13 protein-coding genes are annotated in these 22,027 nt (G+C 73.5%); 5 read left to right on the forward strand and 8 right to left on the reverse strand.

The genetic code is table 11. From position 1 onward, the window contains the following. Positions 1–82 precede the first annotated feature (82 nt). Positions 83–1,675, reverse strand: coding sequence for a glutamine-hydrolyzing GMP synthase (gene guaA, locus CP980_RS13410; RefSeq protein ID WP_099889889.1), 1,593 nt, complete (start codon positions 1,673–1,675; stop codon positions 83–85). A 316-nt stretch (positions 1,676–1,991) separates the two neighbouring features. Between guaA and CP980_RS13415 the strand changes: the two genes are divergently transcribed. Beyond that, on the forward strand, positions 1,992–2,252 hold the full coding sequence (locus tag CP980_RS13415) for a chorismate mutase (protein ID WP_099889890.1): 261 nt from the start codon (positions 1,992–1,994) through the stop codon (positions 2,250–2,252). A 320-nt stretch (positions 2,253–2,572) separates the two neighbouring features. On the opposite strand, the gene CP980_RS35100 is transcribed toward CP980_RS13415, so the two are convergent. From CP980_RS35100 to CP980_RS13450, 7 genes are all read right to left on the reverse strand, one after another. Beyond that, a complete protein-coding gene (locus tag CP980_RS35100; protein ID WP_167535829.1) occupies positions 2,573–4,249 on the reverse strand; it encodes a peptidase in 1,677 nt (558 codons plus the stop codon). Positions 4,250–4,404: 155 nt separating this feature from the next. After that, a complete protein-coding gene (locus CP980_RS13425) occupies positions 4,405–6,270 on the reverse strand; it encodes a GMC oxidoreductase (RefSeq protein WP_150528260.1) in 1,866 nt (621 codons plus the stop codon). A gap of 25 nt (positions 6,271–6,295) precedes the next feature. Then, positions 6,296–7,924 (reverse strand): succinic semialdehyde dehydrogenase, encoded by a 1,629-nt coding sequence (locus tag CP980_RS13430; protein ID WP_150528261.1) that lies wholly within the window; start codon positions 7,922–7,924, stop codon positions 6,296–6,298. 93 nt (positions 7,925–8,017) lie between these two features. Continuing rightward, positions 8,018–9,640 (reverse strand): serine/threonine-protein kinase, encoded by a 1,623-nt coding sequence (locus CP980_RS13435; RefSeq protein ID WP_150528262.1) that lies wholly within the window; start codon positions 9,638–9,640, stop codon positions 8,018–8,020. A 124-nt stretch (positions 9,641–9,764) separates the two neighbouring features. After that, positions 9,765–12,545: a protein kinase gene (locus CP980_RS13440; protein WP_150528263.1), complete on the reverse strand. Its 2,781-nt coding sequence runs from the start codon at positions 12,543–12,545 to the stop codon at positions 9,765–9,767. A gap of 158 nt (positions 12,546–12,703) precedes the next feature. Further along, a complete protein-coding gene (locus CP980_RS13445) occupies positions 12,704–15,151 on the reverse strand; it encodes a serine/threonine-protein kinase (protein ID WP_150528264.1) in 2,448 nt (815 codons plus the stop codon). A 134-nt stretch (positions 15,152–15,285) separates the two neighbouring features. Continuing rightward, a complete protein-coding gene (locus tag CP980_RS13450) occupies positions 15,286–16,992 on the reverse strand; it encodes a glycerol-3-phosphate dehydrogenase/oxidase (protein WP_132759772.1) in 1,707 nt (568 codons plus the stop codon). Between the two features lie 260 nt (positions 16,993–17,252). On the opposite strand from CP980_RS13450, the gene CP980_RS13455 reads away from it, so the two are divergent. The 4 genes from CP980_RS13455 (at position 17,253) to CP980_RS13470 (ending at position 21,964) form a co-directional block, all read left to right on the forward strand. Further along, positions 17,253–18,542, forward strand: coding sequence for a nucleotide sugar dehydrogenase (locus tag CP980_RS13455; RefSeq protein WP_150528265.1), 1,290 nt, complete (start codon positions 17,253–17,255; stop codon positions 18,540–18,542). A 3-nt stretch (positions 18,543–18,545) separates the two neighbouring features. Beyond that, positions 18,546–19,067, forward strand: a complete 522-nt coding sequence (locus CP980_RS13460; protein ID WP_150528266.1) for a hypothetical protein — start codon at positions 18,546–18,548, stop codon at positions 19,065–19,067. 138 nt (positions 19,068–19,205) lie between these two features. Next, positions 19,206–20,174, forward strand: coding sequence for a hypothetical protein (locus tag CP980_RS13465; protein ID WP_150528267.1), 969 nt, complete (start codon positions 19,206–19,208; stop codon positions 20,172–20,174). Positions 20,175–20,188: 14 nt separating this feature from the next. After that, positions 20,189–21,964, forward strand: coding sequence for a M16 family metallopeptidase (locus CP980_RS13470; protein ID WP_150528268.1), 1,776 nt, complete (start codon positions 20,189–20,191; stop codon positions 21,962–21,964). The last annotated feature ends 63 nt before the right edge of the window (positions 21,965–22,027 follow it).

Genomic DNA, 22,027 nt, shown 5'->3' on the forward strand with positions numbered 1-22,027 from the left:
CCCAAGTGGCCATACACGCGGCGAAGCCGCCGCTCCCCAGGGGGAACGGCGGCTTCGGCCACACGCGTACGGACGGTGGGGACTACTCCCACTCGATGGTGCCCGGGGGCTTGCTCGTGCAGTCGAGGACGACGCGGTTCACGTCCGGCACCTCGTTGGTGATGCGGGTGGAGATCCGCGCGAGCACCTCGTACGGCATGCGCGTCCAGTCCGCGGTCATCGCGTCCTCGGAGGAGACGGGGCGCAGCACGATCGGGTGGCCGTACGTGCGGCCGTCGCCCTGGACGCCGACGCTGCGGACGTCCGCCAGCAGGACGACCGGGCACTGCCAGATCTCGCGGTCCAGGCCGGCCGCCGTCAGCTCGTGGCGGGCGATGGCGTCGGCCTCGCGCAGCAGGTCCAGGCGCTCCTTGGTGACCTCGCCGACGATGCGGATGCCCAGGCCGGGGCCGGGGAAGGGCTGGCGCTGGACGATCTCCTCGGGGAGGCCGAGCTCCTGGCCGACCATCCGGACCTCGTCCTTGAACAGCTGGCGCAGCGGCTCGACGAGCTCGAACTCGATGTCGTCGGGCAGGCCGCCCACGTTGTGGTGGGACTTGATGTTGGCGGTACCGGTGCCGCCGCCGGACTCGACGACGTCCGGGTACAGGGTGCCCTGGACCAGGAAGGCGACCGCGGGGCCGTCCTCCTGGAGGATCTCCAGCTGGGCCTGCTCGAAGACGCGGATGAACTCGCGACCGATGATCTTGCGCTTGGTCTCCGGGTCGGAGACGCCGGCCAGCGCGGTCAGGAAGCGCTCCTGGGCGTCGACGACCTTCAGCTGCACGCCGGTGGCCGCGACGAAGTCCTTCTCGACCTGCTCGGTCTCGCCCTTGCGCATGAGGCCGTGGTCCACGTACACGCAGGTCAGCTGGGAGCCGATGGCCTTCTGGACGAGGGCCGCGGCGACCGCGGAGTCCACGCCGCCGGACAGGCCGCAGATGGCGCGCTTGTCGCCGACCTGCTCGCGGATGGCCGCGATCTGCTCCTCGACGATGTTGCCCGTGGTCCAGGTGGGCTCCAGGCCGGCGCCGCGGTAGAGGAAGTGCTCCAGCACCTGCTGGCCGTGCGTGGAGTGCATCACCTCGGGGTGGTACTGCACGCCGTACAGCTTCTTCTCGTCGTTCTCGAAGGCCGCGACCGGGACGACGTTCGTCGACGCGGTGACGGTGAAGCCCTCGGGGGCGGCGGAGCACGCGTCGCCGTGGGACATCCACACCGACTGGTTCTCGGGGGTGCCCTCGAAGAGGGTGGAGCCGGCCTTGGAGACGGCGAGCGGCGTACGGCCGTACTCGCGGGCGCCGGTGTTGTCGACGGTGCCGCCGAGGGTGGTCGCCATCAGCTGGAAGCCGTAGCACATGCCGAAGACGGGGACGCCGGACCCGAAGAGGGCGGGGGCGTCGTCCAGGCGCGGGGCACCCTCCTCGTACACGGAGGACGGGCCGCCGGAGAGGATGATCGCCTTCGGGTCCTTGGCGAGCATCTCGGCCACCGGCATCGTGCTGGGGACGATCTCGCTGTAGACCCGTGCCTCGCGGACGCGGCGGGCGATGAGCTGGGCGTACTGGGCGCCGAAGTCGACGACGAGAACCGTGTCCGGGGCGCTGTCGTGGGCGGCGGAGGGTGCTTCTGGCACGGGGCGGCCTTCCGGCGGAAGAGGGTGGCTGTTTTGTCGATTCTACCGGTGGCGCCGCCCGCCCCTTTGTCGCACCGTCCGAGGCCCACGTCTCACGATCCGGGCCGGGTTGGCCCGGGCGGGGGCCGCGGGCCATAATCCTGTCCATGCGCAAGCAGCTGAGCTTCCTCTTTACCTATGGCACCGGCCGGTCCGGTCGCCATGGGTCCGCGTGATGCTCGCTTGAGCCGCTGACTTCCCAGAGCGCCCCGGTCCGACAGGACCGGGGCGCTCTGGCGTTTCCGCTCCTGTCGCCGCAATCCACAGGAGTAAGAACATGACCGTGACCACCACCCCCGCGCAGCTGATCGCCGACTCCCGCGAGCGGATCGACGCCATCGACGACCGGATCATCGGGCTCATCCAGGAGCGGATGGCCGTCTCGACCGTCATCCAGGAGGCCCGGATCGCCTCGGGCGGCCGGCGGGTGCACCTCTCGCGCGAGATGGAGGTGCTGGCGCACTGGAGCGACGCGCTCGGCAAGCCGGGGACCACCCTCGCGATGACCCTGCTGGAGCTGTGCCGGGGCCGGGTCTGACCCCCGTTCCGCGTCCGGGCCGCCTTACGCGTGTTCGTCACTCGTCCGGACCGTGACCGGCCCCGGCGGCCTTCGTTGGTGTGGATGGCCGCGTCCGCCAGGCGCGGGACCGCAGCACCACGCGTGGCTCTTCGGGAGCGATGAGACGTACGGCCCGTCGGGAGGTGCGTCGTGGGACCTCGCTCCTTCGCGTGACCGGACGGCAGGGGACAGCAGCCCGGTCACCCCAAGAAGGACGGCCGGCCCGGGGGACGCCCCGGGCCGGCCGTTCTGCGCGTTCGCGCTTCGCGCTGTCGCGCCTCTTACGGTGTTCCCGCCGCTTACGCGTGCCCGCCCGAACGGCGGCGCACCCCCACGTACAGTGCGCCGCCGACGGCGACGGCGCCCAGCGCACCCAGCGCGACCGGGCCGACGGAGCTGCCGGTCGAGGCCAGGTTGCCGCCCGCGGCGCCGGCGGCGGACGTGCTCGGCGAGGCCGAGGCCGAGGCGGACGCCGAAGCCGAGGCGGAGGCCGACGGGGACGCGGAGGCCGAGCCGGACGGGCTCGGGCTCGTACCGCCCTTGACCTCGACCGCGAACACGGCCTGGGCGTTGGCCGCGACCGGGTCGAAGGAGAGCGGCTTGGTGCCGCCCGCGGCCGGTTCGCCGACGGTGACCGAGCCCTTGGCCTCGGCCACGGCCTTCTCGATCTTCATCGAGAACCGGCCGGTGTACGTACCCCCGAGGTCCGCGAAGATCCCGCCGTCGCAGAAGTAGCGCGGCGCGCCGAGCTGGTCCGTACGGTCGCTGCCGTCCGCGTTGACCGCGCGGCAGTTGCGGGGGACGTCCGTGACCCGCACTCCGGCGGGCACCACGATGTCGGTACGGGCCACGCTCTCGCCCGAGCGCAGGTGGCTGATCACGGCCGGGCCCTTGTTGCGGAAGCCGAGCTCGGCGACGACCGTGTCGCCGACCTTGCCGGCGGGCGAGGCGGTGACCGCCTCGAAGTCGGCCCGGGCGCCCTTCGCGGTGAATTCGAGGCTGCGCTGGTTGTCACCGGGGTTGAGGTCGGTGTTCTCGGCGTGGCCGGCGACCGCGGCGGAGCCCGTGACCGGCACCGCGGCCGAGGCCTTGACCAGCTTCAGCTGCTTGCCGGTGGCCGGCCCGCCCTCGTGCGCGTCCTTGACCTGCGCCGGGTCGGGGACGACCGCGTACCGCAGCCGGTCCTGGTAGGCCCGCTCCGTGGTCTTGAGGTGCAGCGGGGAGTCGGGGGCGAGCTGGTAGGACTCGCCCGGCAGGAACTCGCCCTCGACGAGGCAGACCGTGGTCGCGCCCATGCCGCCGTGGTCCTGTACCCGGCAGTTGTCGTACGTCTGCGCGGGCTCCAGGCCCGCCGAGGCGTCCAGCTCCAGCGCGACCGACCTGGCGGGCAGCGTGCCCCGGTTCGCGAAGGCCAGCGGGAGGTCCTGCCGTTCGCCGGCCGTCACCTCGGAGCGCAGGCCCAGCGCGCCCATGTACAGGTCGGGGCCGCCGACGGTCAGCTTGGTGGTGACCGGCGTGACGCTCGCTCCCGCCACCCGGCCGGTGACCGCGATCTCACCGCTCGCGCCGTTCCTGGTGTCCTTGGCGGCGGAGACGAGCAGGTCGAAGCCGTTGGCGTCACCCGACTCGGCGCCGGCCTTCAGGCCCTGCTGCGTGCAGACGATCGAGGTGGCGCTCGTCGTGCAGTTCGGCCTGGGCCTGGCCGGGTCCAGCCTGACGGAGGCCACCCCGGCGGCCTTGGTCAGGTCGACGGTGACGGTGAACTCGCCCGTGAAGCCGTTCCCGGGTCCCACGTAGGCCAGTTCGTAGTGGAGGCTGCGCTCCTTCGGGGAGCCCGTGTCCGGGTACGGCTGGAGCACCAGGGCGGAGGGGCCGATGAGCGGGAAGGCCGGTTCCGCGGCGAGCGCGGGGGCGGCCGCGCCGAGGCTCAGCGCCGCCAAGCCCGAAGCGGCCAAAAGGGAGATGCGCTTGTCCATGAAGATCGAGACCGACGAGCGGGGGCCCCGGTTGCCCCCTTCGAGGGGTGACGGGCATCACATGCAACCATCCTGACTGATCACCCGTCACTTATGTACGCGGCGGCGGGTTCTGCGCTCGGAGGGGGAGCGCAGAACCCGCCCCGCGACACGGGTCAGACCTTCTTCGGAACCTCCGGCACCGGCAGCAGCAACGGCAGCCGCAACGCGCCGAAGGCCTCCTTCGGGACCGCCGGACGGACCGGTTCCACCGCCGCCAGACGGGTGTAGGCCGCCCCCTGCTCCGGCCTCGGGTCCCGCTCGCCCTTGTTCGGCCAGTACGCCATCGCCCGCTCCGCCTGCGCCGTGATCGTCAGTGACGGGTTGACCCCGAGGTTCGCGGAGACCGCCGAGCCGTCCACCACCGAGATGCCCGGGTGCCCGTACAGCCGGTGGTACGGGTCCACCACGCCCTCCCGCGCCGAGGCGCCGATCGGGCAGCCGCCGAGGAAGTGCGCGGTCAGCGGGGTGCCCATCAGCTCGCCGATGTTGCTGCCGGGGAAGCCGTTGATCTCCTCGGCCAGCAGGGTCGCCGCCTGGGTGGCCTCCTTGATCTGCACCGGGTTCGGGGCGCCGTGCCCCTGGCGGGCGGTGAGCAGCCCCTTCCCGAGACCGCCGGGCTTGCGGTACGTCGTCAGCGAGTTGTCCAGCGACTGCATGACGAGCCCGATGATCGTCCGCTCCGACCAGCGCCGGTTGGACAGCGAGCGCGCCAGCTGCACCGGGTGCCGGGCGGTGCGGGCGAACCAGGCCCGGACGCGGTGCTTGCCGTACGGCACCTGGAGGACGGTCATGAACCCCATGGCGTTGGAGCCCTTGCCGTAGCGGACGGGCTCGATGTGGGTGTCGGCGTCGGGGTGCACGGACGAGGTGATCGCGACGCCGCGGGTGAAGTCCGCGCGCCGCCGCGCGCCGGGGCCGTCACCGTGGCGCCTGCGGTAGCGGCGGTCGTCGGTCTGCGCGCCGACCAGCCCCTCGGAGTTGGTCCGGGTCAGCTCGCCGAGCCGGTCCGAGATCCGCGGGAGCAGGCCGCCGTCCTTCATCGTGTGCAGCAGGGTCTGGGTCCCGTACGTGCCCGCCGCGACGACCACGTACCGGGCGCGCAGCTCTTTGGCCACGCCGCGGCGGCGCGCGTCGGTGGGGACGGTGCGGATGCGGTACCCGCCGCCGGGGTGCTCGGCGAGGGCGGTGACGGTGGTCATCGGGTGGATGACGGCTCCGGCGCGCTCGGCGAGGTGGAGGTAGTTCTCGTTCAGGGTGTTCTTCGCGCCGTGGCGGCAGCCGGTCATGCACTCGCCGCATTCGGTGCAGGCCTTGCGGGAGGGGCCGACGCCGCCGAAGTAGGGGTCGGGGACCTCCTCGCCGGGGCGGACCGTACGGGCGCCGTCGCCACCGCCGCCGTCCGCCTCGTTCCCGCCGTTTCCGCCGTTTCCGCCGTCCGCGTCCGCGCCGTCGCCGAAGAAGACGCCGACCGGGGCCATGTGGAAGGAGTCTCCGACGCCCATCTTCTCGGCGGCGGCCTTCAGGTGGACGTCGGAGGGGGTCATCGTGGGGTTCAGCCGTACGCCGAGCATCCGCTTGGCCTGGTCGTAGTACGGGGCGAGTTCCTCGCGCCAGTCGGTGATCGACGCCCACTGCCGGTCCTCGAAGAACGCGGTGGGCGGCACGTACAGGGTGTTGGCGTAGTTGAGCGAGCCGCCGCCCACCCCGGCGCCCGCGAGCACCATCACGTTGCCGAGCAGGTGGATCCGCTGGATGCCGTACAGCCCGAGGGCCGGCGCCCACAGGTAGTTGCGCAGGTCCCAGCTGTTCTTCGGCAGGCTCTCGCGGGTGAAGCGGCGTCCCGCCTCCAGGACGCCGACCCGGTAGCCCTTCTCTGTCAGCCGCAGCGCCGAGACCGATCCCCCGAAGCCCGACCCGATGACGATGACGTCGTAGTCGTACGCGTTCTCGCTGCCGTACTCGTCGGTGTTGTCCGACACTGCGGTGCCTCCCGAGCAGTGGTGCCTAACGGAATCGGAGCGTCTTCATGACCTTGAGGCTGCGGGTCATGAACGCCGCGTACTTCTCGTCGTCCATGCCCAGCGAGGGCGCCATCGGCAGCAGCCGCTGGTGGGCGACGGTCTGGGCCTCGGTGTACTTGAGGATGCCCTCGGAGCCGTGCCGGCGGCCGAGGCCGGAGTCCTTCATGCCGCCCATCGGGGCCTGGGCGCTGCCGTAGGCGGGCGCGTACCCCTCGTTGATGTTGACCGTGCCGGTGCGCAGGCGGGCGGCGACGGCGTGGCCGCGACGGGCGTCCTTGGTCCAGACGCTGGAGTTGAGCCCGTACGCGGTGGAGTTGGCCTGCGCGATCGCCTCGTCCTCGTCGGTGAACCGGTAGATCGAGACGACCGGGCCGAACGTCTCCTCGCCGCAGACCGCCATCGGCGCCTCGACCCCGTCGAGGATGGTGGGCTCGTAGAAGAGCGGGCCGATGTCGGGGCGGGCGGTGCCGCCTGCGACCAGGGTGGCGCCCTTGGCCACGGCCTCGTCCACGTGCCGCCGCACGGTCTCCAGCTGGCGCTCGCCCACCAGCGAGCCCATGTCGGCGCCGTACGCGAGGGAGGCGCCGAGCCGCATGGCCTTCGTCCGGGCGGCGAAGCGCTCGACGAACGCGTCGGCGACCGAGGCGTGGACGTACAGCCGCTCGATGGAGATGCACAGCTGGCCGGCGGAGGAGAAGCAGGCGCGGACGGCGCCCGCGGCGGCCTTCTCGACGTCGGCGTCGGCGAGGACGAGCATGGCGTTCTTGCCGCCGAGTTCGAGCGTGACGCCGACCAGCCGGGCGGCCGCGCCCTGGGCGACCTCGCGGCCGGTACGGGTGGATCCGGTGAAGGAGACGTAGTCCGCGTGCCGGACCACTTCGGGGCCGACGACCGGTCCCTCGCCGAGGACGACCTGGAAGACCTCGGCGGGCAGTCCGGCCTCGATCAGCAGGTCACGGGCCCACAGGGCGGTCAGCGCGGTCTCGGTGTCGGGCTTCATGACGAGGGCGTTGCCCGCCACGAAGGCGGGCAGCGCGTCGCCGACGGAGAGTTCGAGGGGGTAGTTCCAGGGGGCGATCTGGCCGACGACCCCGCGCGGCTGGCGCAGCTCGGTGACCTTGGTGAGGGTGGGGATGGCGCCCGTGTGGCCCTTGGGGCGCAGGTACGAGGGGGCCTTCCTGCCGTAGTGGCGGGCGGCGACGGCGACCGCCTGGACCTCCTCGTGGGCGTGCAGGCGGGCCTTGCCGGTCTCCAGCTGGATGAGGTCGAGCACCTCGGCCTGGCGGGCCAGCACCAGGTCGTGGAAGCGGAGCAGTACGGCGGCCCGCTCGCGGACGGGCACGGCGGCCCAGGCGCCCTGGGCGGCGCGGGCCCGCTCGAAGGCCTCGGCTACGTCCTCGGGGGTGGCCTCGGGCAGGTCCGCCAGCTTGGCCCCGGTGAACGGGGTGTGGTTGGCGGTCCGGCCGGAGCCGATCACTGCGCGGGTGAGCCGGGCGACCAGGTCGGGGGTCACCACGTCGGCGGCGGTACGGGCACCGGCCGGGGCGGGGGCGACCGGATTGGTGGGCTGCGGTGCGCTGCGGAGGGGGGCCGGGGCCTGCGAGTCCGTCATGGCGGTGAGCGTATTCCGCCCGGGGGGCTTTGGGTACCCGTCGGTAACCGGATTTTGCCATTTCTGCCAGCGATCGCTGGCAGGATGACGGGATCAGGGCTTCGCGGGCGGCTTCCAGCCGCTGAGCACGACGTCGAACTGCTGCTCGGTCGTGGCCCAGTCGGAGACCGGGCTGGAGATGTACACCGCGTACTCCGTGCCGTCCGGGGCGACGTACATCTGCTCCTTGGCCCGGCGCGGACCCGGGTGGGTCTGCTTCTCCGTCCAGGTGAAGTCCCAGAGCGCGGCCCGGGTGCTGTCCCGGAAGGTGTTCTGGTTGAGCCGCACCTTCTTGTAGTCCGTCCGCTTCTGGACCTGCTTCTCCAGGTCGAGCAGGTGCGCGTACGGGTCCTGGTAGTCCGGGGTGGGGTCGGAGGCGATCCGGATGAAGTGCTTCCCGTCGTCCGGGGTGTAGTCGATCTGGTCGCCGTTCGCCTTGCGCGTCCAGCCTTCGGGGACGAACAGCGTGAAGCCGGCCAGCGGGTCGACGACCTCGGTGTAGCCAGCGGGCGGGGCGTCCTCGTCGACACCGTCCTGCCGGTCGGGGGCGCTCGCGTTCTTGTCGGTGGCGCCGTCGCCCGCGTCCTCCGCGGTGAACTTCAGGACGCCGAAGACGGCGCCGCCGCCGACCAGCGCCGCCACGAGGGCCACGACGGCCGCCCGCTTGATCCAGCCGCCCGCCGGCTCGGCCGCGGGACGGGGCTGCTCGGGCAGGGCCGCGGTACGGACCTGGTCGGGGGCCGGGACCGGCGCGGGCGCCGCCTCCGGCGCCGTTTCCTCGGCGGCGTCGGCGAGTTCCTCCGACGTCACCGCGCGCGTGGGTACGTACGCCTGCGCCGCCTTGGGATGGCGGCCCTCCATGGCCTCGATCAGCATCCGCTCGGTCTCCTGCGCCGAGGGCCGCTCGCCGGGGTCCTTGCGCAGCAGGGCCGTGATGACCGGGCCCAGGGCGCCGGCCTGGCGCAGCGCCGGCGGCTCGTCGTTGACGACGGCCTGGAGGCTGGAGATGGGCGAGGTGCGGCGGAAGGGCGAGCGCGCCTCGACCGCCGTGTACAGGGTCGCGCCCAGCGACCACAGGTCGGAGGAGGTGCCGGGGGTGCCGCCGGTGACCCGTTCCGGGGCCAGGTAGTCGATGGAGCCGACGATCTCGCCGGTCCGCGTGATGGAGGAGTCGCCCTCGATCGCGGCGATCCCGAAGTCCGTGAGCAGGACCCGGCCGTCCTTGGCGAGCAGCACGTTGCCGGGCTTGACGTCCCGGTGCAGGACGCCGACCGCGTGCGCCGCGCGCAGGGCGCCCAGGACGTGCAGACCGATGCGGGCCGCCTCGGCGGGCTCGATCCGGCCGGCCGCCTTGGCCGCGTCCGCGAGGGAGGGCCCGTCGATGTACTCCATGACGATCCAGGGCCGGTCGTCGTGCTCCAGTACGTCGTGGACCACCACGACCGCCGGATGCTGGATCCGGGCCGCGGCCCGGGCCTCCTTCTGGGTCCGGGCGTGCAGCACCTCCCGGTCGGCCTGGGCCACGTACAGACCCGCCGTCAGTTCCTTGACGGCGACGGTCCTGTGCAGCAGCTCGTCATGGGCGCGCCACACCTTGCCCATGCCGCCGCTGCCGATGGGCTCCACGAGCCGGTACCGGCCTGCGAGCACCGCACCCGCACCTGTCTGCTGTTCCACGAAACCCCGCCACTCTGTGCACTTCGGGCCAGATTACGGAGCGCTCGGGGCTCCCGGTACCGTGAAGGCTCGGTTCCGGCTGCACTGTGACGCAATCGCCGTACTGAGCCCCCGTCAGCCGGCCTCAACCGCCCGATTTATAACTCCCCGTGGCCTTTTCGAAGACCTCGGTGACCTTGCCCTCACCGTCCTGCGGACCGGTGACCATGACGACGTGGTAGCTGCCTCCGAGCGCGACGACGAAATTGCGGGCGACGACGCTGCGCCCGTTGCCGTCGATCCAGGTGTACCGGCCGGTGACGCGGAGCTGGTTGCCGACCTTGGTGGTCTTGACGTCGCCGCCGCTGGCCCACGTGGAGGACCGGTACGGGGCCAGCTCCGGTTCCTTGTCCTTCTGGTACGTCGCCGGGTCGGGGTTCCCCTCGACCTTGTCCCGGCCGGGGACGACGGTCAGGACGTACTCCCCGTCGGTGTAGCGCACCTGTCCGGCCTCGTTCATCCCGCGCCGCTCCCAGCCGTTGGGGACGGCGACCTCGAAGTGCTCGGGGTCCTGCTGGGTGGTGTAGCCGGGCGGGGCGGGGGCGGGGGCGGCGGGGGTCTGGCCGGCCGAGGGCTTCGGCGACTCCTTCGACGACTCCTTCGGCGGCGCCGGGGCGGGGGTGGACGCGTCCTGCGTGGGGGTCTTGGCGACGGCCGCGGGCTCCTGCCCGGACTCCCTGGGCAGGAAGAGCAGGGCATAGGCGACGGCCCCGGCGAGCAGGACCAGGACGCCGAGGAGCAGGCTCCGGCCGAGGGAGCGGGGCTTGCGGGAGGCGGCGGGGTTGCGGTGGCGGCCGTGCAGATCACCCCGCCGGCGTACGACGGGCAGCCGTGCGGGGTCCGGCTCCGGCATCGGGAGCGCGGCGAGGCCGCCGTCCGGCTCGGGTGCGGAGCGTACGAGCGAGCGCAGCCAGCCGCGGAGCTCCTCGAAGTCGGGGCGCTCGGTGGGGTCCTGGCGCAGCAGCGACTCCACGATCGGGCGCAGCGGGCCGCACTCCTCGGCGAAGGCCGGGGACTCGGCGCAGACCATGTCGACGAGCTCGGTGACGCTGTCCTCGGGGTACGGGGCGTGCCCTTGGACGGCGCGGTACAGCAGCGCGCCGAGCCCCCAGAGGTCGGTGGCGGGGCCGATGGGCGCGGCCAGCTGCCAGGGCCCGGTGACGGACCCGGCCTGCTCGGGGGCCCACCGCTCGGTGACGGCTCCGACGACGGTCATCCGGGTCAGCCGGGCCCGCTCGGCGCCCAGCCCCCGGAGTCCGCCCCAACCCCCGTCGGCGCCCTGCACCGGCGGCTCGGGCCGGGCGGGTCCCGGGTGGGGGGCCGTGTCCGGGGCCCCGCCGCCCCCGGTGTCCGCCCGGCCGGTCGGGTACGCGCCCGTGTCCGGGGCATCGGAGCCGTCCGGCTCGGGCCGGGCGGGCTCGCCGGACGGCAGGTACGAGGCCATGCTCGGGCCCTCGGCGTCGTACGGCCGGGGCGGGCCGGGCAGCCCGTACGCGTCCGGGCCCTCGGGCCCGGGCTGCGGCCCCTGGCCGGGCCGAGGCACTGCCTGGCCGGGCTGGCCCGGGCGGAGGTAGGCGGTGGGGTCCGGGGCCTCGGCCTGGCGGTAGCCCTCGGGCAGGGCGAGTGGGGCGGGGAGCGCGGCCCGGCCCGGCGCCGGTCCGGGCCGCGGCTCCGGCTCCCGCACCGGCTCCCGTACGGGCTGCGGCTCCTGCACCGGCTCCGCCGACTCGGCCGGCTCCCCCGGCGGAAGCGCGGCCTGCCGACGCGGCGTGGCGCCGTGCCACGGGGCGTTCGCGGCGCTGTCCGGGCCCCCGTACGGGTACGAGTACCCCTGCGGGAGCTTCGACCCCTGCGGCCTCGGCTCCGGCGCGGGCTCGGAGCCGCCCTTGCGCTGCTCGGTGACGCGCGCGGCGGCCGCCTGCGCCCCCGCCCGGTACGCGGCGATGGCCCCGGCCCGGGCGGCGGCCTTGAGGTCGGGCCGCTCCCCCGTGGGCCGGGGGGTGATGTGGTCGGAGTACCGCGGGCCGGTGTCGTACCCGGGCGCCACGAGCGGCGCGTACCCGCCGGAGCCCTGCCCCGCCCCGGGCGGCACCTCCACACCCGGGACCTCACCGGTGCCGGGACCGGCGCCGGCCGCACCCGGGGCCGGCTCCACCGCGAGCTGCGCGCTCCCGGCCCGCGCGCCGCCGAGGCCCGGTGCCGTGCCCCACCCCAGGGGCGCGGCAGGCGGTTCCGGGGCGTCCCACGTCTGCGCATGGGGAGCCGACTCGCGGGGGATCGGGTCGTAGCCGCACAGGGCGTCCTCCGCGGCGCCGGCCGCCAGGCCAGTCAGGACGACCCGGCCGTCATCGCATATCAACACGGTCCGGACCGTGATGTTCCGGTGCGTCCAGCCGTGCGCGTGGAGCACCCGTAAGGCGGTCAGTACGTCCGCCGCGACCTCGGCCGCCCGGTACGGGCTCAGGGGTTCTTCGGCGATCAGGGCGGCCAGCGGACGCGCCGGCACCAACTCGCTGACTATCCAGAGCGAGCCGCCCTCGGCGAACACGTCGAAGACCTGGTCCAGCCGCGGATGGTCCGGTACGGACGCGGCCGCCTGCGCCGCCGCGATCGCCCGGCGCACCGCCGGCAGGTCTCCCGCCGCCCGGCGTCCGGCCGCCACCGCGGGCCGTGTCCCGCCGTCGTCCGGCGTCTCCCCGTCCAGCAGCTCGGCGTCCACGACCTCCGGCAACGGCACCTGCCGTACCAGGACTTCCTGCCCGCTGCGGGTGTCGAAGGCGCGGGTCTCGACCAGCTCGTACGCGTCCGACGGCGGCAGCGGCAGACGGTAGCGGCCGGCCAGGATCCGGCCCGCGTAGTCCTCCACTTCGCCTCCCCCGAGTGCCGGGGCGCACGTCCCCGATGGCCCCACTGCCACGATACGTCGCGCGGGGCGCCCGCGTCCCGAGCCTGCGAAGGCTCGTCACCCGTCAGCGCGTGCCGTCCCGGGAGGAGTCGGACGGGCGGGAGCGGCGGGGAGCGGGGTCAGCCCAGGGGCTGGAAGGTCTGGAAGGCCGTGTTGCGCATCGTCGTGCACTCCGGGCCGTCCCACTGGTCGGCCGGGCAGCTGATCATGATGGCGTAGCCGTTCTTCGCGTCCACCTTGAAGCCGCGGTTGAGGACGCGGACCTTGATGCCCTTCTGTTCCCGCTCGAACTCCCAGTCGGCGACGGTCGGGTAGCCGTTGTACTCCGTGGCGTCGATCCGGACCGTGCGGTAGTTCGTGCTGGAGCTCGCCGTCGCGGCGACCGCCTCGGCCCACGCGGCGCGGGCGTCGCTGCCGGGGCTGGAGGTGTGGTCGACCTGGATGCGCGGGAAACCGCCGTCGCGGCTGTATATCGCGCCGGAGTTCTCCCCGGCTATGCCGGTCACCTTGAAGCCCGACGGCATGGCCATCGAGAAGTGGAACCCCGGGTCCGTCACCTTCGTGTAGCCGTCGGGGAGTCCGGCTCCGGGACCGCCCGTGGCGGAGCCCTGCCCCTGCACCTGTCCCTGACTCTGCTGACCGCCGGGGGACTGCCCCTGGCTCGGCTCGCCACTGGCACCGCCGTTGCCGGCGGCGGTGCCGCCCTTGCCCGAGGTGGCGTTGGCCTCCCCGGTCTTCGGCGAGGAGCCGGGGTTCGGGCTGCCGGAGGCCGTCGTACCCGGGCCGCCCTTGCCCTCTTCCTTCTTCTTGGCCGCCGCGTCGTCACCGCTGAACGCGTAGGCGATGAGCGAACCGATCACGGCGAGCACGACGACCACGCCGGCTATCGCGAGGGCGATGGTGCGGCGGGACATGACGTCGGTGAGCGGCGCCGCGACCGGCGAGGGCCTGCCCGCCTTCGGAGCGGGGGCCGGGGACTCGGCCGCCGAGGCCGCCGACGCCGCCGCGGTCGCCGCGGCGGCGGCCGCGGCCTTGCGGGTCGCCTTCAGCGCCGCGCGGGCCCGGTCGCGCTGCTCGCGCTCCAGCCGCTCGCGCTCCTTCTTCTCCGCCTTCTCGGCGGCCTTCTCGGCGGCGGCCTTGGCCGCGGCCTCCTTGGCGTCGGCGAGCGAGATCTGCCGGGTCTCCTCGACCGCCGGGGCGAGGACGGGGGCGGCCACCGGCTCCGGCGCGTTGACGACGGCGGTGAGCATCGCCCGCGCGCGCTCGTCGTCGAGGCGGCGGGCCGGGTCCTTGGCCAGCAGGCCGTAGATGACCTCGGTCAGCGGGCCCGCGTTCTTGGGCGGTTCCACCGGCTCGGTCATGACGGCGGTGAGGGTGGCGAGCGCGGAGCCCTTGTCGTACGGGGGCACGCCTTCGACGGCCGCGTACAGCAGGCCGCCGAGGGACCACATGTCGGCCGGCGGGCCGGGCTTCTGGCCGCGGGCGCGCTCGGGCGAGATGTACGAGGGGGCGCCGACGAGCATGCCGGTGGAGGTGACGGAGGGGTCGCCCTCGACCTGGGCGATGCCGAAGTCGGTCAGGACGACGCGGCCGGTGCGGGCGATGAGGACGTTGGAGGGCTTCACGTCCCGGTGCAGGATGCCCTGGCCGTGCGCGGCGCGCAGTACGTCGAGGACGGCGAGGCCGACCTCGGCGGCGCGGTGGGGCGTCAGCGGGCCGTTCTCACGGATGAACTCGGCGAGCGAGGGACCCTCGATCAGCTCCATGACGATCCAGGGGCGTCCGTCCTCGTCGACGACGTCGAAGACGGTGACGGCGCCGCCGCTGCGGATCCGGGCAATGGCCTTGGCCTCGCGCAGCGTACGGGTGATGAGGCGGCGCTTCTCGTCCTCGTCGACGCCGGTGCTGAAGCGGAGCTCCTTGACGGCAACCGTACGGCCGAGGGTCTCGTCCTCGGCGCGCCAGACGGTGCCCATGCCGCCCTTGCCGAGGACTTCGCGCAGCCGGTAGCGGCGCGCGAGGAGCCGGCCCTCGTCGTGCCCGCCCTCGGCGGCCTTGGCCGCGGCCGCCTTCACGGCGGCGGCAACGGCATCGGCCTTCTCGACGACGGGGTTCGAGGGACCGGCCTTCTTCTCCTCCGCCGGCGCGGCAGGCTTGCCGAGGTCCGGCTTCGCCGCGACCGGCGCGGCGGACTTGCTCGGATCGGCCTTCGCCGCGACCGACGCGGCAGGCTTCGCGTCCGCCGGCGCACCGTCACCGACGGCGCCCGGGGCCGCACCACCGCCTTCGCCGGCATCCGTCGCGGGCTCGGCGTCCTCGATCGCCGCCGCGTCCGCGCCCGGCGCGGGCTTCGCGGCGCCGGACTCCGGCGCGGGCGAGGCGGCAGGCTTCCCCGTGCCGCGCTTCACCCCCGACGGAACGGCAGGCTCCGCCGCGGGCGGCGCGTCGGTGTTCGCTGCCTCCGGCTCCGCCCCGGCCGCGCTCAGGTCCCGCTTCGCCGCAGGCGACTCGGCACGCGTAGCTTCCTGCTTCGCCGCAGGCGACTCGGTGTGCTCCGGCTTCGACATGCGTCCCCTCTGCGATCGTGCCGCCTGCTGCCCCGGGGATCCCCGGTAACCCGCCCCGGCAGAACCCTCATTGTTCCTCACTCCGCAACGGACGGACGCCCCGGGTCCGCGGTTCCCCCCTCCGCATCCCGGAGTTACAACGGAACGATGTCGGGCGCCCCCAGCCGCGCCGCGTCCGCCGTCTGGTCGTCCGGCTGCCGCTGCGATTCCCGTTCCGCCTGCACCCGCTTCTCGTAGTGTTCCACTTCCTTCTCGATCTGCTGCTTGTCCCACCCGAGTACCGGAGCCATCAGTTCCGCGCACTCGCGCGCCGACCGCGTCCCCCGGTCGAACGTCTCGATCGAGATCCGCGTCCGCCGCGTCAGTACGTCGTCCAGGTGCCGCGCCCCCTCGTGCGAAGCCGCGTAGACGACCTCCGCCCGCAGGTAGTCGTCCGCGCCGCCCAGCGGCTGTCCCAGCCCCGGGTCCGCCGCGATGAGGTCCAGCAGTTCGTCCGTCATCGAGCCGTAGCGGTTCAACAGGTGCTCCACCCGCACCACATGAAGGCCCGTCCGGGCGGCGATCCCGGCCCGCCCGTTCCACAGCGCCCGGTACCCCTCCGCCCCCACCAGCGGCACGTCCTCCGTCACGCACTCCGCCACCCGCTGGTCCAGCCCGTGCACCGCCTCGTCGACCGCGTCCTTCGCCATCACCCGGTACGTCGTGTACTTGCCGCCGGCCACCACCACCAGCCCGGGCACGGGGTGCGCCACCGTGTGCTCGCGCGAGAGCTTGCTCGTCGCGTCCGACTCCCCGGCCAGCAGCGGCCGCAGGCCCGCGTACACCCCCTGCACGTCGTCCCGTGTCAGCGGGACCGCGAGCACCGAGTTCACGTGCTCCAGCAGGTAGTCGATGTCCGCGCTCGATGCCGCCGGATGCGCCTTGTCCAGGTCCCAGTCGGTGTCCGTGGTCCCCACGATCCAGCTGCGGCCCCACGGGATGACGAACAGCACGGACTTCTCCGTGCGCAGGATCAGCCCCGTCGAGGAGTGGATCCGGTCCTTCGGTACGACCAGATGGATGCCCTTCGACGCCCGGACGTGGAACTGTCCCCGCTCCCCGATCAGCGCCTGCGTGTCGTCCGTCCACACCCCGGTCGCGTTCACGATCTGGCGGGCGCGGATCTCGTACTCCCCGCCGCCCTCCACGTCCCGCACGCGCGCCCCGACGACCCGCTCGCCCTCGCGCAGGAAGTCGACCACCCTCGCCCGGTTGGCGCACTGCGCCCCGTACGCCGCCGCCGTGCGCACCAGCGTCGCCACGTACCGCGCGTCGTCCATCTGGGCGTCGTAGTACTGCAGGGCCCCCACCAGCGCGTCCTTGCGCAGCGCGGGCGCGACCCGCAGCGCGCGCTTGCGGGAGAGGTGCCGGTGCACCGGCAGCCCCCGCCCGTGCCCGCTGGAGACCGACATCGCGTCGTACAGCGCGACGCCCGATCCGGCGTAGAGCCGCTCCCAGCCCTTGTGCTGGAGCGGGTACAGGAACGGCACGGGCTTCACCAGGTGCGGGGCCAGCCGCTCCAGCAGCAGGCCGCGCTCCTTGAGGGCCTCCCTCACGAGGGCGAAGTCGAGCATCTCCAGATAGCGCAGGCCGCCGTGGATGAGCTTGCTCGACCGGCTGGAGGTGCCGGACGCCCAGTCCCTGGCCTCCACCAGCCCCGTCGTGAGGCCTCTGGTCGCGGCGTCGAGCGCGGTGCCCGCGCCGACCACGCCCGCGCCCACCACCAGCACGTCCAGTTCCCGCTCGGCCATCCGGGCGAGCGCCTCTTCGCGCTGGACCGGCCCCAGTGTCGCTGTCCTCACGGCTGCCTCCCGTTGGTGCGGGTCGTCCCTGCTCGGTGCGGGTGACCCCGCTCACATCCCCCGCTCACGATTCTGACCCGCCACACCGACATCAGCCACCGCCTGTGGACAACACAACGGCGTCCATCACCCCGTAATACGACACATCGGTCATATATACGCCTAGTCTGACATCGCGCCAGCTCCACACTCCACCTGCACGGTCCACAGGGCTTGCGCACCCAGCCCCCTCATGCATGTCAGGGAAGGGACGGCACCCCATGCCCGCAGATCTCGCCGTCATCGGACTCGGCCACCTCGGCCTCCCGTTGGCCCAGGCGGCCGTCGCCGCCGGAATCGAGACGGTCGGCTACGACAGCGGTCCGGCGACAGCCGCAGCCACAGGACCCGCCGGAGTCACGAGCCCCACCGGGACCACGGCCACCAGCACCGACTCCACCCTCACCGCCGCCGAGATCCGCCGCATGTCGGCCGCCGGCTTCCGGATCACCGACAACCCCGCCGAACTCGGCCGGGTCCGCACCGCCGTCATCTGCGCCCCCACCCAACTCGGCGCCGACCGCGCGCTCGACCTCTCGGCGGTCGGCGACGCGGGCCGTACGCTCGCGGCCCGGCTGCGCCCGCACACCACCGTCATCCTCGAATCCGCCGCCCACCCCGGCGTCACCGAGGACTACCTGCGCCCCATCCTGGAGTCCGGCTCCGGACTGCGCGCCGGCCGGGACTTCCACCTGGCCTACTCCCCCAGCCGCCTCGACCCCGGCAACCGCACGCACGGCATCGCCAACACCCCCAAGGTGATCGGCGGCCTCACCCCCGCCTGCACCGAGTCCGCGCACGCCTTCTACGCGCGCCTGACCGAGAAGGTGGTCCGGGCGCGCGGCCTGCGCGAGGCGGAGACGGTCCAGCTGCTCGAAACGAACTACCGGCACGTCAACATCGCCCTCATGAACGAGATGGCGGTGCTCTGCCACGACCTCGGCGTCGACCTCTGGGACGTCATCCGCTGCGCCGAGACCAAGCCGTACGGGTTCCAGGCCTTCCGGCCCGGTCCCGGAGTCGGCGGCCGCAGCGTCCCCCTCGACCCCAACTACCTCCCCCACACCACCCGCACCCCGGGCCACCCCCTGCGCATGGTCGGCCTGGCGCAGGAGATCAACGCCCGGATGCCGCAATACGTCATCCAGCGCTCCGCCACCCTGCTGAACGAGCACGGGAAATCGGCCCGCGGCGCCCGCGTCCTCCTGCTCGGCGTGACGTACAAGCCCGACCTCGCCGACCAGGAGGGCTCGCCGGCCCGCGAGATCGCCAGCCGCCTGCTCGACCTCGGGGCGCTGGTCAGCTACCACGACCCGTACGTCGCCGGATGGCGCGTCAGGGACAGGCCGGTGCCGCGTGCCGAATCGCTGTACGAGGCCGCCGCGAACGCCGATCTGACGATCCTGCTCCAGCACCACCGCACGTACGACCTCCAGGGCCTCGCGGTGAAGGCCCAGTTGCTGCTCGACACCCGCGGGGCCAGCCCGGCGGGGGCGGCGCACCGGCTCTGATCCATGAACCGGCACATCCAGCCGCCCGCGCCCGCGCCCGGGTCCGGCGCCGCCGAAGCCGGCGCCGGACCGGCGATCCCGGCCGCCGGGCCCGTCGCGTACCCCGCCGAGCCCGCCCGCTCCGGCAACATCGGCCTGGGCATCGCCGCGGCCGTGGTCGCCGCCCTGGTCGCGGCCGCCGCGTACGGCGGGATCATGAACGCGATCGACCGCCAGGTCGGCTACGCGGCGGTCGGCGTCGGCCTGCTGATCGGCTTCGCCGCCGGAAAGCTCGGCGGCAAGAACCCGGTGCTCCCCGTGGTCGCCGCGCTCCTCTCCCTCGGCGCCGTCTACCTCGGCCAGCTGTTCTTCATCGCCCTGGCCCTGGCCGACTACGGCAACGTCGGGCTCGGCGAGGTCCTCGACAAGGCGGGCGTCGGCGGCCTGAACGACATCTGGCAGGAGGGCGCGGACGCGATGGACTACGTCTTCCTCGCCATCGGCGGCTTCGCGGCCTTCGGCGCCGCGAAGAAGGCCGGCGACTGAGGCTCGGCCCGAACGGCCGACGCCGGCCCGGCCCTGCGGCCGCCCGGCGTCGCCGTCCTGCCCGCGCACCGCGCTGAGCAGGCACGATGAAGATCAAACCCTGTTGGAGGCCTGACCCCCGACCATATGATCCACCGCGTGTCCGCTCATCCTCCGCTCGGCCGGCCCGTATTCGAGCCCGCCGACCGCATCCCCGCCCTCACCGCCCTGCGCGGCCATGTCCACAGCCAGAACTGGGACGCCGTCGCCGCCTCCTTCGCCGCGCTCACCGACGAGGACGACCGCGCCCTCGCCTGCCGAGTCGTCGCCGAACAGCAGAACGCCGAGCCGTTCCTCAACGAGGCCCTGGCCCGTGATCCGCGTGACCCGCTCGCCCGGACCCTGCTCGCCGACCGGCTGATCCAGATCGGCTGGGGCATCCGCTCCGGGTACCGCGCCCACCACGTGTCGCGGGAGCAGTTCCAGCAGTTCCACGCCTTCCTGCGGCGCGCCGAGATCCTGCTCATCGACGTCTGCGCCGAATACCCGGACCACGCCCTCGGCTGGTACCTGCGCGTCATCACCTCGCGCGGCCTCCAACTGGGCCTGGGCGAGACACGGCGCCGGTACGAGCGGCTCGCCGAGCACCACCCGCACCACTACTCCGGGCAGCAGCAGCTGCTCCAGCAGATCTGCCCCAAGTGGGGCGGCACCTGGGAGGCCGCGCACGGCTTCGCCGAGGAGTGTGCGAAGGCGGCGCCGGCGGGCGGTCCGAGCGGCGCACTGGTCGCCATCGCCCAGATGGAGCAGTACCTGGAGACGCGGGAGAAGGAGGGCGACCGGGCCGCAGGAACGTATCTCCAGACCCCGGCCGCCCACCGGGCCCTCGTCGAGGCCGCCGAACGCTCGGTCCTGCACCCCGACGCCGACCCCGACGCCTACCAGCTCGTCGGCGCGCACAGCGCCTTCGCCGCCGCCCACTGCGCGGCCGGCCGCCACGCCGAGGCCGCTCCGCACTTCCGCGCGCTCGGCGACCGTGCGAGCGAGTTCCCGTGGGGCTACATCGGCGGCTACGACCACGAGACCGAGTTCGTCCGCCACCGCAAGACCGCCCTGGCGAAGGGCTGAGGGACACCATGACCATGGACGACACCGTTTCCACGACCGACTCCGACACCACCTCCACGACCGGCACCACCTCCACGACCGACGCCGACGGCATCACCGAAACCACCGTGGACGGCATCCGCACCGTCCACGCCCCCCGCTCGGGACTCCTCAGCGCCGGGCTCCTGTTCCGCGTCGGACGCGCCGACGAGACCCTCGCCACCAGCGGTATCACCCATCTGGTGGAGCACCTCGCCCTGCACCGGCACGGCCTCGGCGACCTGCACTACAACGGGGCCACCGCCGCCACGTACACCCACTTCCACGTCACCGGCACCGCCGCCGACGTGGTCGAGTACCTCAACGGCGTGTGCGCGGCGCTGCGCGACCTGCCGATGGACCGGCTGGAGACCGAGAAGGAGATCCTGCGCACGGAGGCCGCCGGCAAGAGCCACGGCCCGGGCCACGCGGCCACCCTCTGGCGCTACGGCTCCCGCTCGTACGGGCTCACCGGCTACGGCGAGGCCGGACTGCACCGGCTGACCGCGGACGAAGTCCGCGCATGGGCGCAGACTCGGTTCACCGCCGAGAACGCCGTTCTGTGGATCACCGGCGACTCCGTCCCCGAGGGCCTGGACCTCAAGCTCCCCGCCGGCGCGTGGCACCCGGCCCCGGAGGCCTCCTCCGCGCTGCCCGTCACCCCCGCCTGGTACCGGGGCGACGAGGGCGGGGTCGTGCTGACCGCCGTGGTGCCCCGCTCCACCGAGGCCGGGCTGTTCGCCGAGGTCCTGGGCAAGGAACTGTTCCGCGAGCTCCGGCAGAAGAGCGGCTACTCGTACACCGCGACCGCCGACTACTCCCCCCGCGACACCGATTCGGCGACCGTCAGCGCGTACGCCGACGCCCTCCCGCAGAAGCAGGACGCGCTGGTCGGCGCCTTCGTCGACGTCTTCGCGAAACTCCGGGCCGGCCGCATCGACCAGGCCGACCTGGACGCCGTACGGACCTCCGCGCTCGCGCAGTTCGACGTGCCGGAGCTCGCGGCCTGCATGCTTCCCGGGCACGCCATGAACCTGTTGCTGCGCCACCGCAACCTCACCGCCGCCGAGGCGCGGGCCGAGATCGAGGCGGTCACCGTCGCCGATCTCCACCGGGTCGCGCGTGCCGTGTGGGACGACGCCCTGATGCAGGTGCCCGGCCGGGGCGTGGACTGGGCGGGGCTGACGGCCGCGCCCACCGAGTCCCCCGGGGTCGTCACCGGACGGCGCTACTCCGCCGTGGAGGAGGGCACCGGCGCCCTGCTCCTCGGGAGGGACGGCATCAGCCTCACGTCGCCGCGGGGCCAGGTCACCATCCGCTACGCCGACTGCACGCTGATGCAGGTGTACCCGGACGGCGCCCGCCACCTGGTGGGCGGCGACGGCTTCACCCTCGCCGCCGAGCCGACCCTGTTCCACGTCACGGCGGCCGAACTCTCCGCGCTGGACCGCGTGGTCCCGGCCGCCTCCGTGATCCGCATGCCGCCGCGCGATCCGGACCGGATCCCGCAGCCGCGCAAGACCACGCCGAGGCCCGCACCCGGCACGGCCCGGCACACCTGGTTCACCGTACTGCTGTGGGTCCTCGGCATCCCCGCGGTGCTGGTGGGCGGCTTCACCGCACTGCTCGCCTACGTGGCGTTCCGGACCGCCGACGACGGGGCCATTCCCGCCGAGGACGCGCGCTTCCTGTTCGCGTGCCTGATCCTCTCGGCGGTGTTCGTGATCCCGTGGGGCCTCCTCGTGCGCCGCCGCAAGCAGGGCCTGAACTGAACCGGACGCCGCAGGGCCGGCTCCCCCGTCCGGGGAGCCGGCCCTGCGCGTGCGTACGGCGTA

Source organism: Streptomyces vinaceus (assembly GCF_008704935.1).
Classification (GTDB): Bacteria; Actinomycetota; Actinomycetes; order Streptomycetales; family Streptomycetaceae; genus Streptomyces; species Streptomyces vinaceus.

What these genes read in the sequence shown, in the direction of transcription:
- CP980_RS13415 (WP_099889890.1), top strand. Translation starts at nt 1,992, where the DNA reads ATGACCGTGACCACCACCCCCGCGCAGCTGATCGCCGACTCCCGCGAG.
- CP980_RS35100 (WP_167535829.1), bottom strand. Translation starts at nt 4,249, where the DNA reads ATGGACAAGCGCATCTCCCTTTTGGCCGCTTCGGGCTTGGCGGCGCTG.
- CP980_RS13430 (WP_150528261.1), bottom strand. Translation starts at nt 7,924, where the DNA reads ATGACGGACTCGCAGGCCCCGGCCCCCCTCCGCAGCGCACCGCAGCCC.
- CP980_RS13445 (WP_150528264.1), bottom strand. Translation starts at nt 15,151, where the DNA reads ATGTCGAAGCCGGAGCACACCGAGTCGCCTGCGGCGAAGCAGGAAGCT.
- CP980_RS13455 (WP_150528265.1), top strand. Translation starts at nt 17,253, where the DNA reads ATGCCCGCAGATCTCGCCGTCATCGGACTCGGCCACCTCGGCCTCCCG.
- CP980_RS13460 (WP_150528266.1), top strand. Translation starts at nt 18,546, where the DNA reads ATGAACCGGCACATCCAGCCGCCCGCGCCCGCGCCCGGGTCCGGCGCC.
- CP980_RS13470 (WP_150528268.1), top strand. Translation starts at nt 20,189, where the DNA reads ATGGACGACACCGTTTCCACGACCGACTCCGACACCACCTCCACGACC.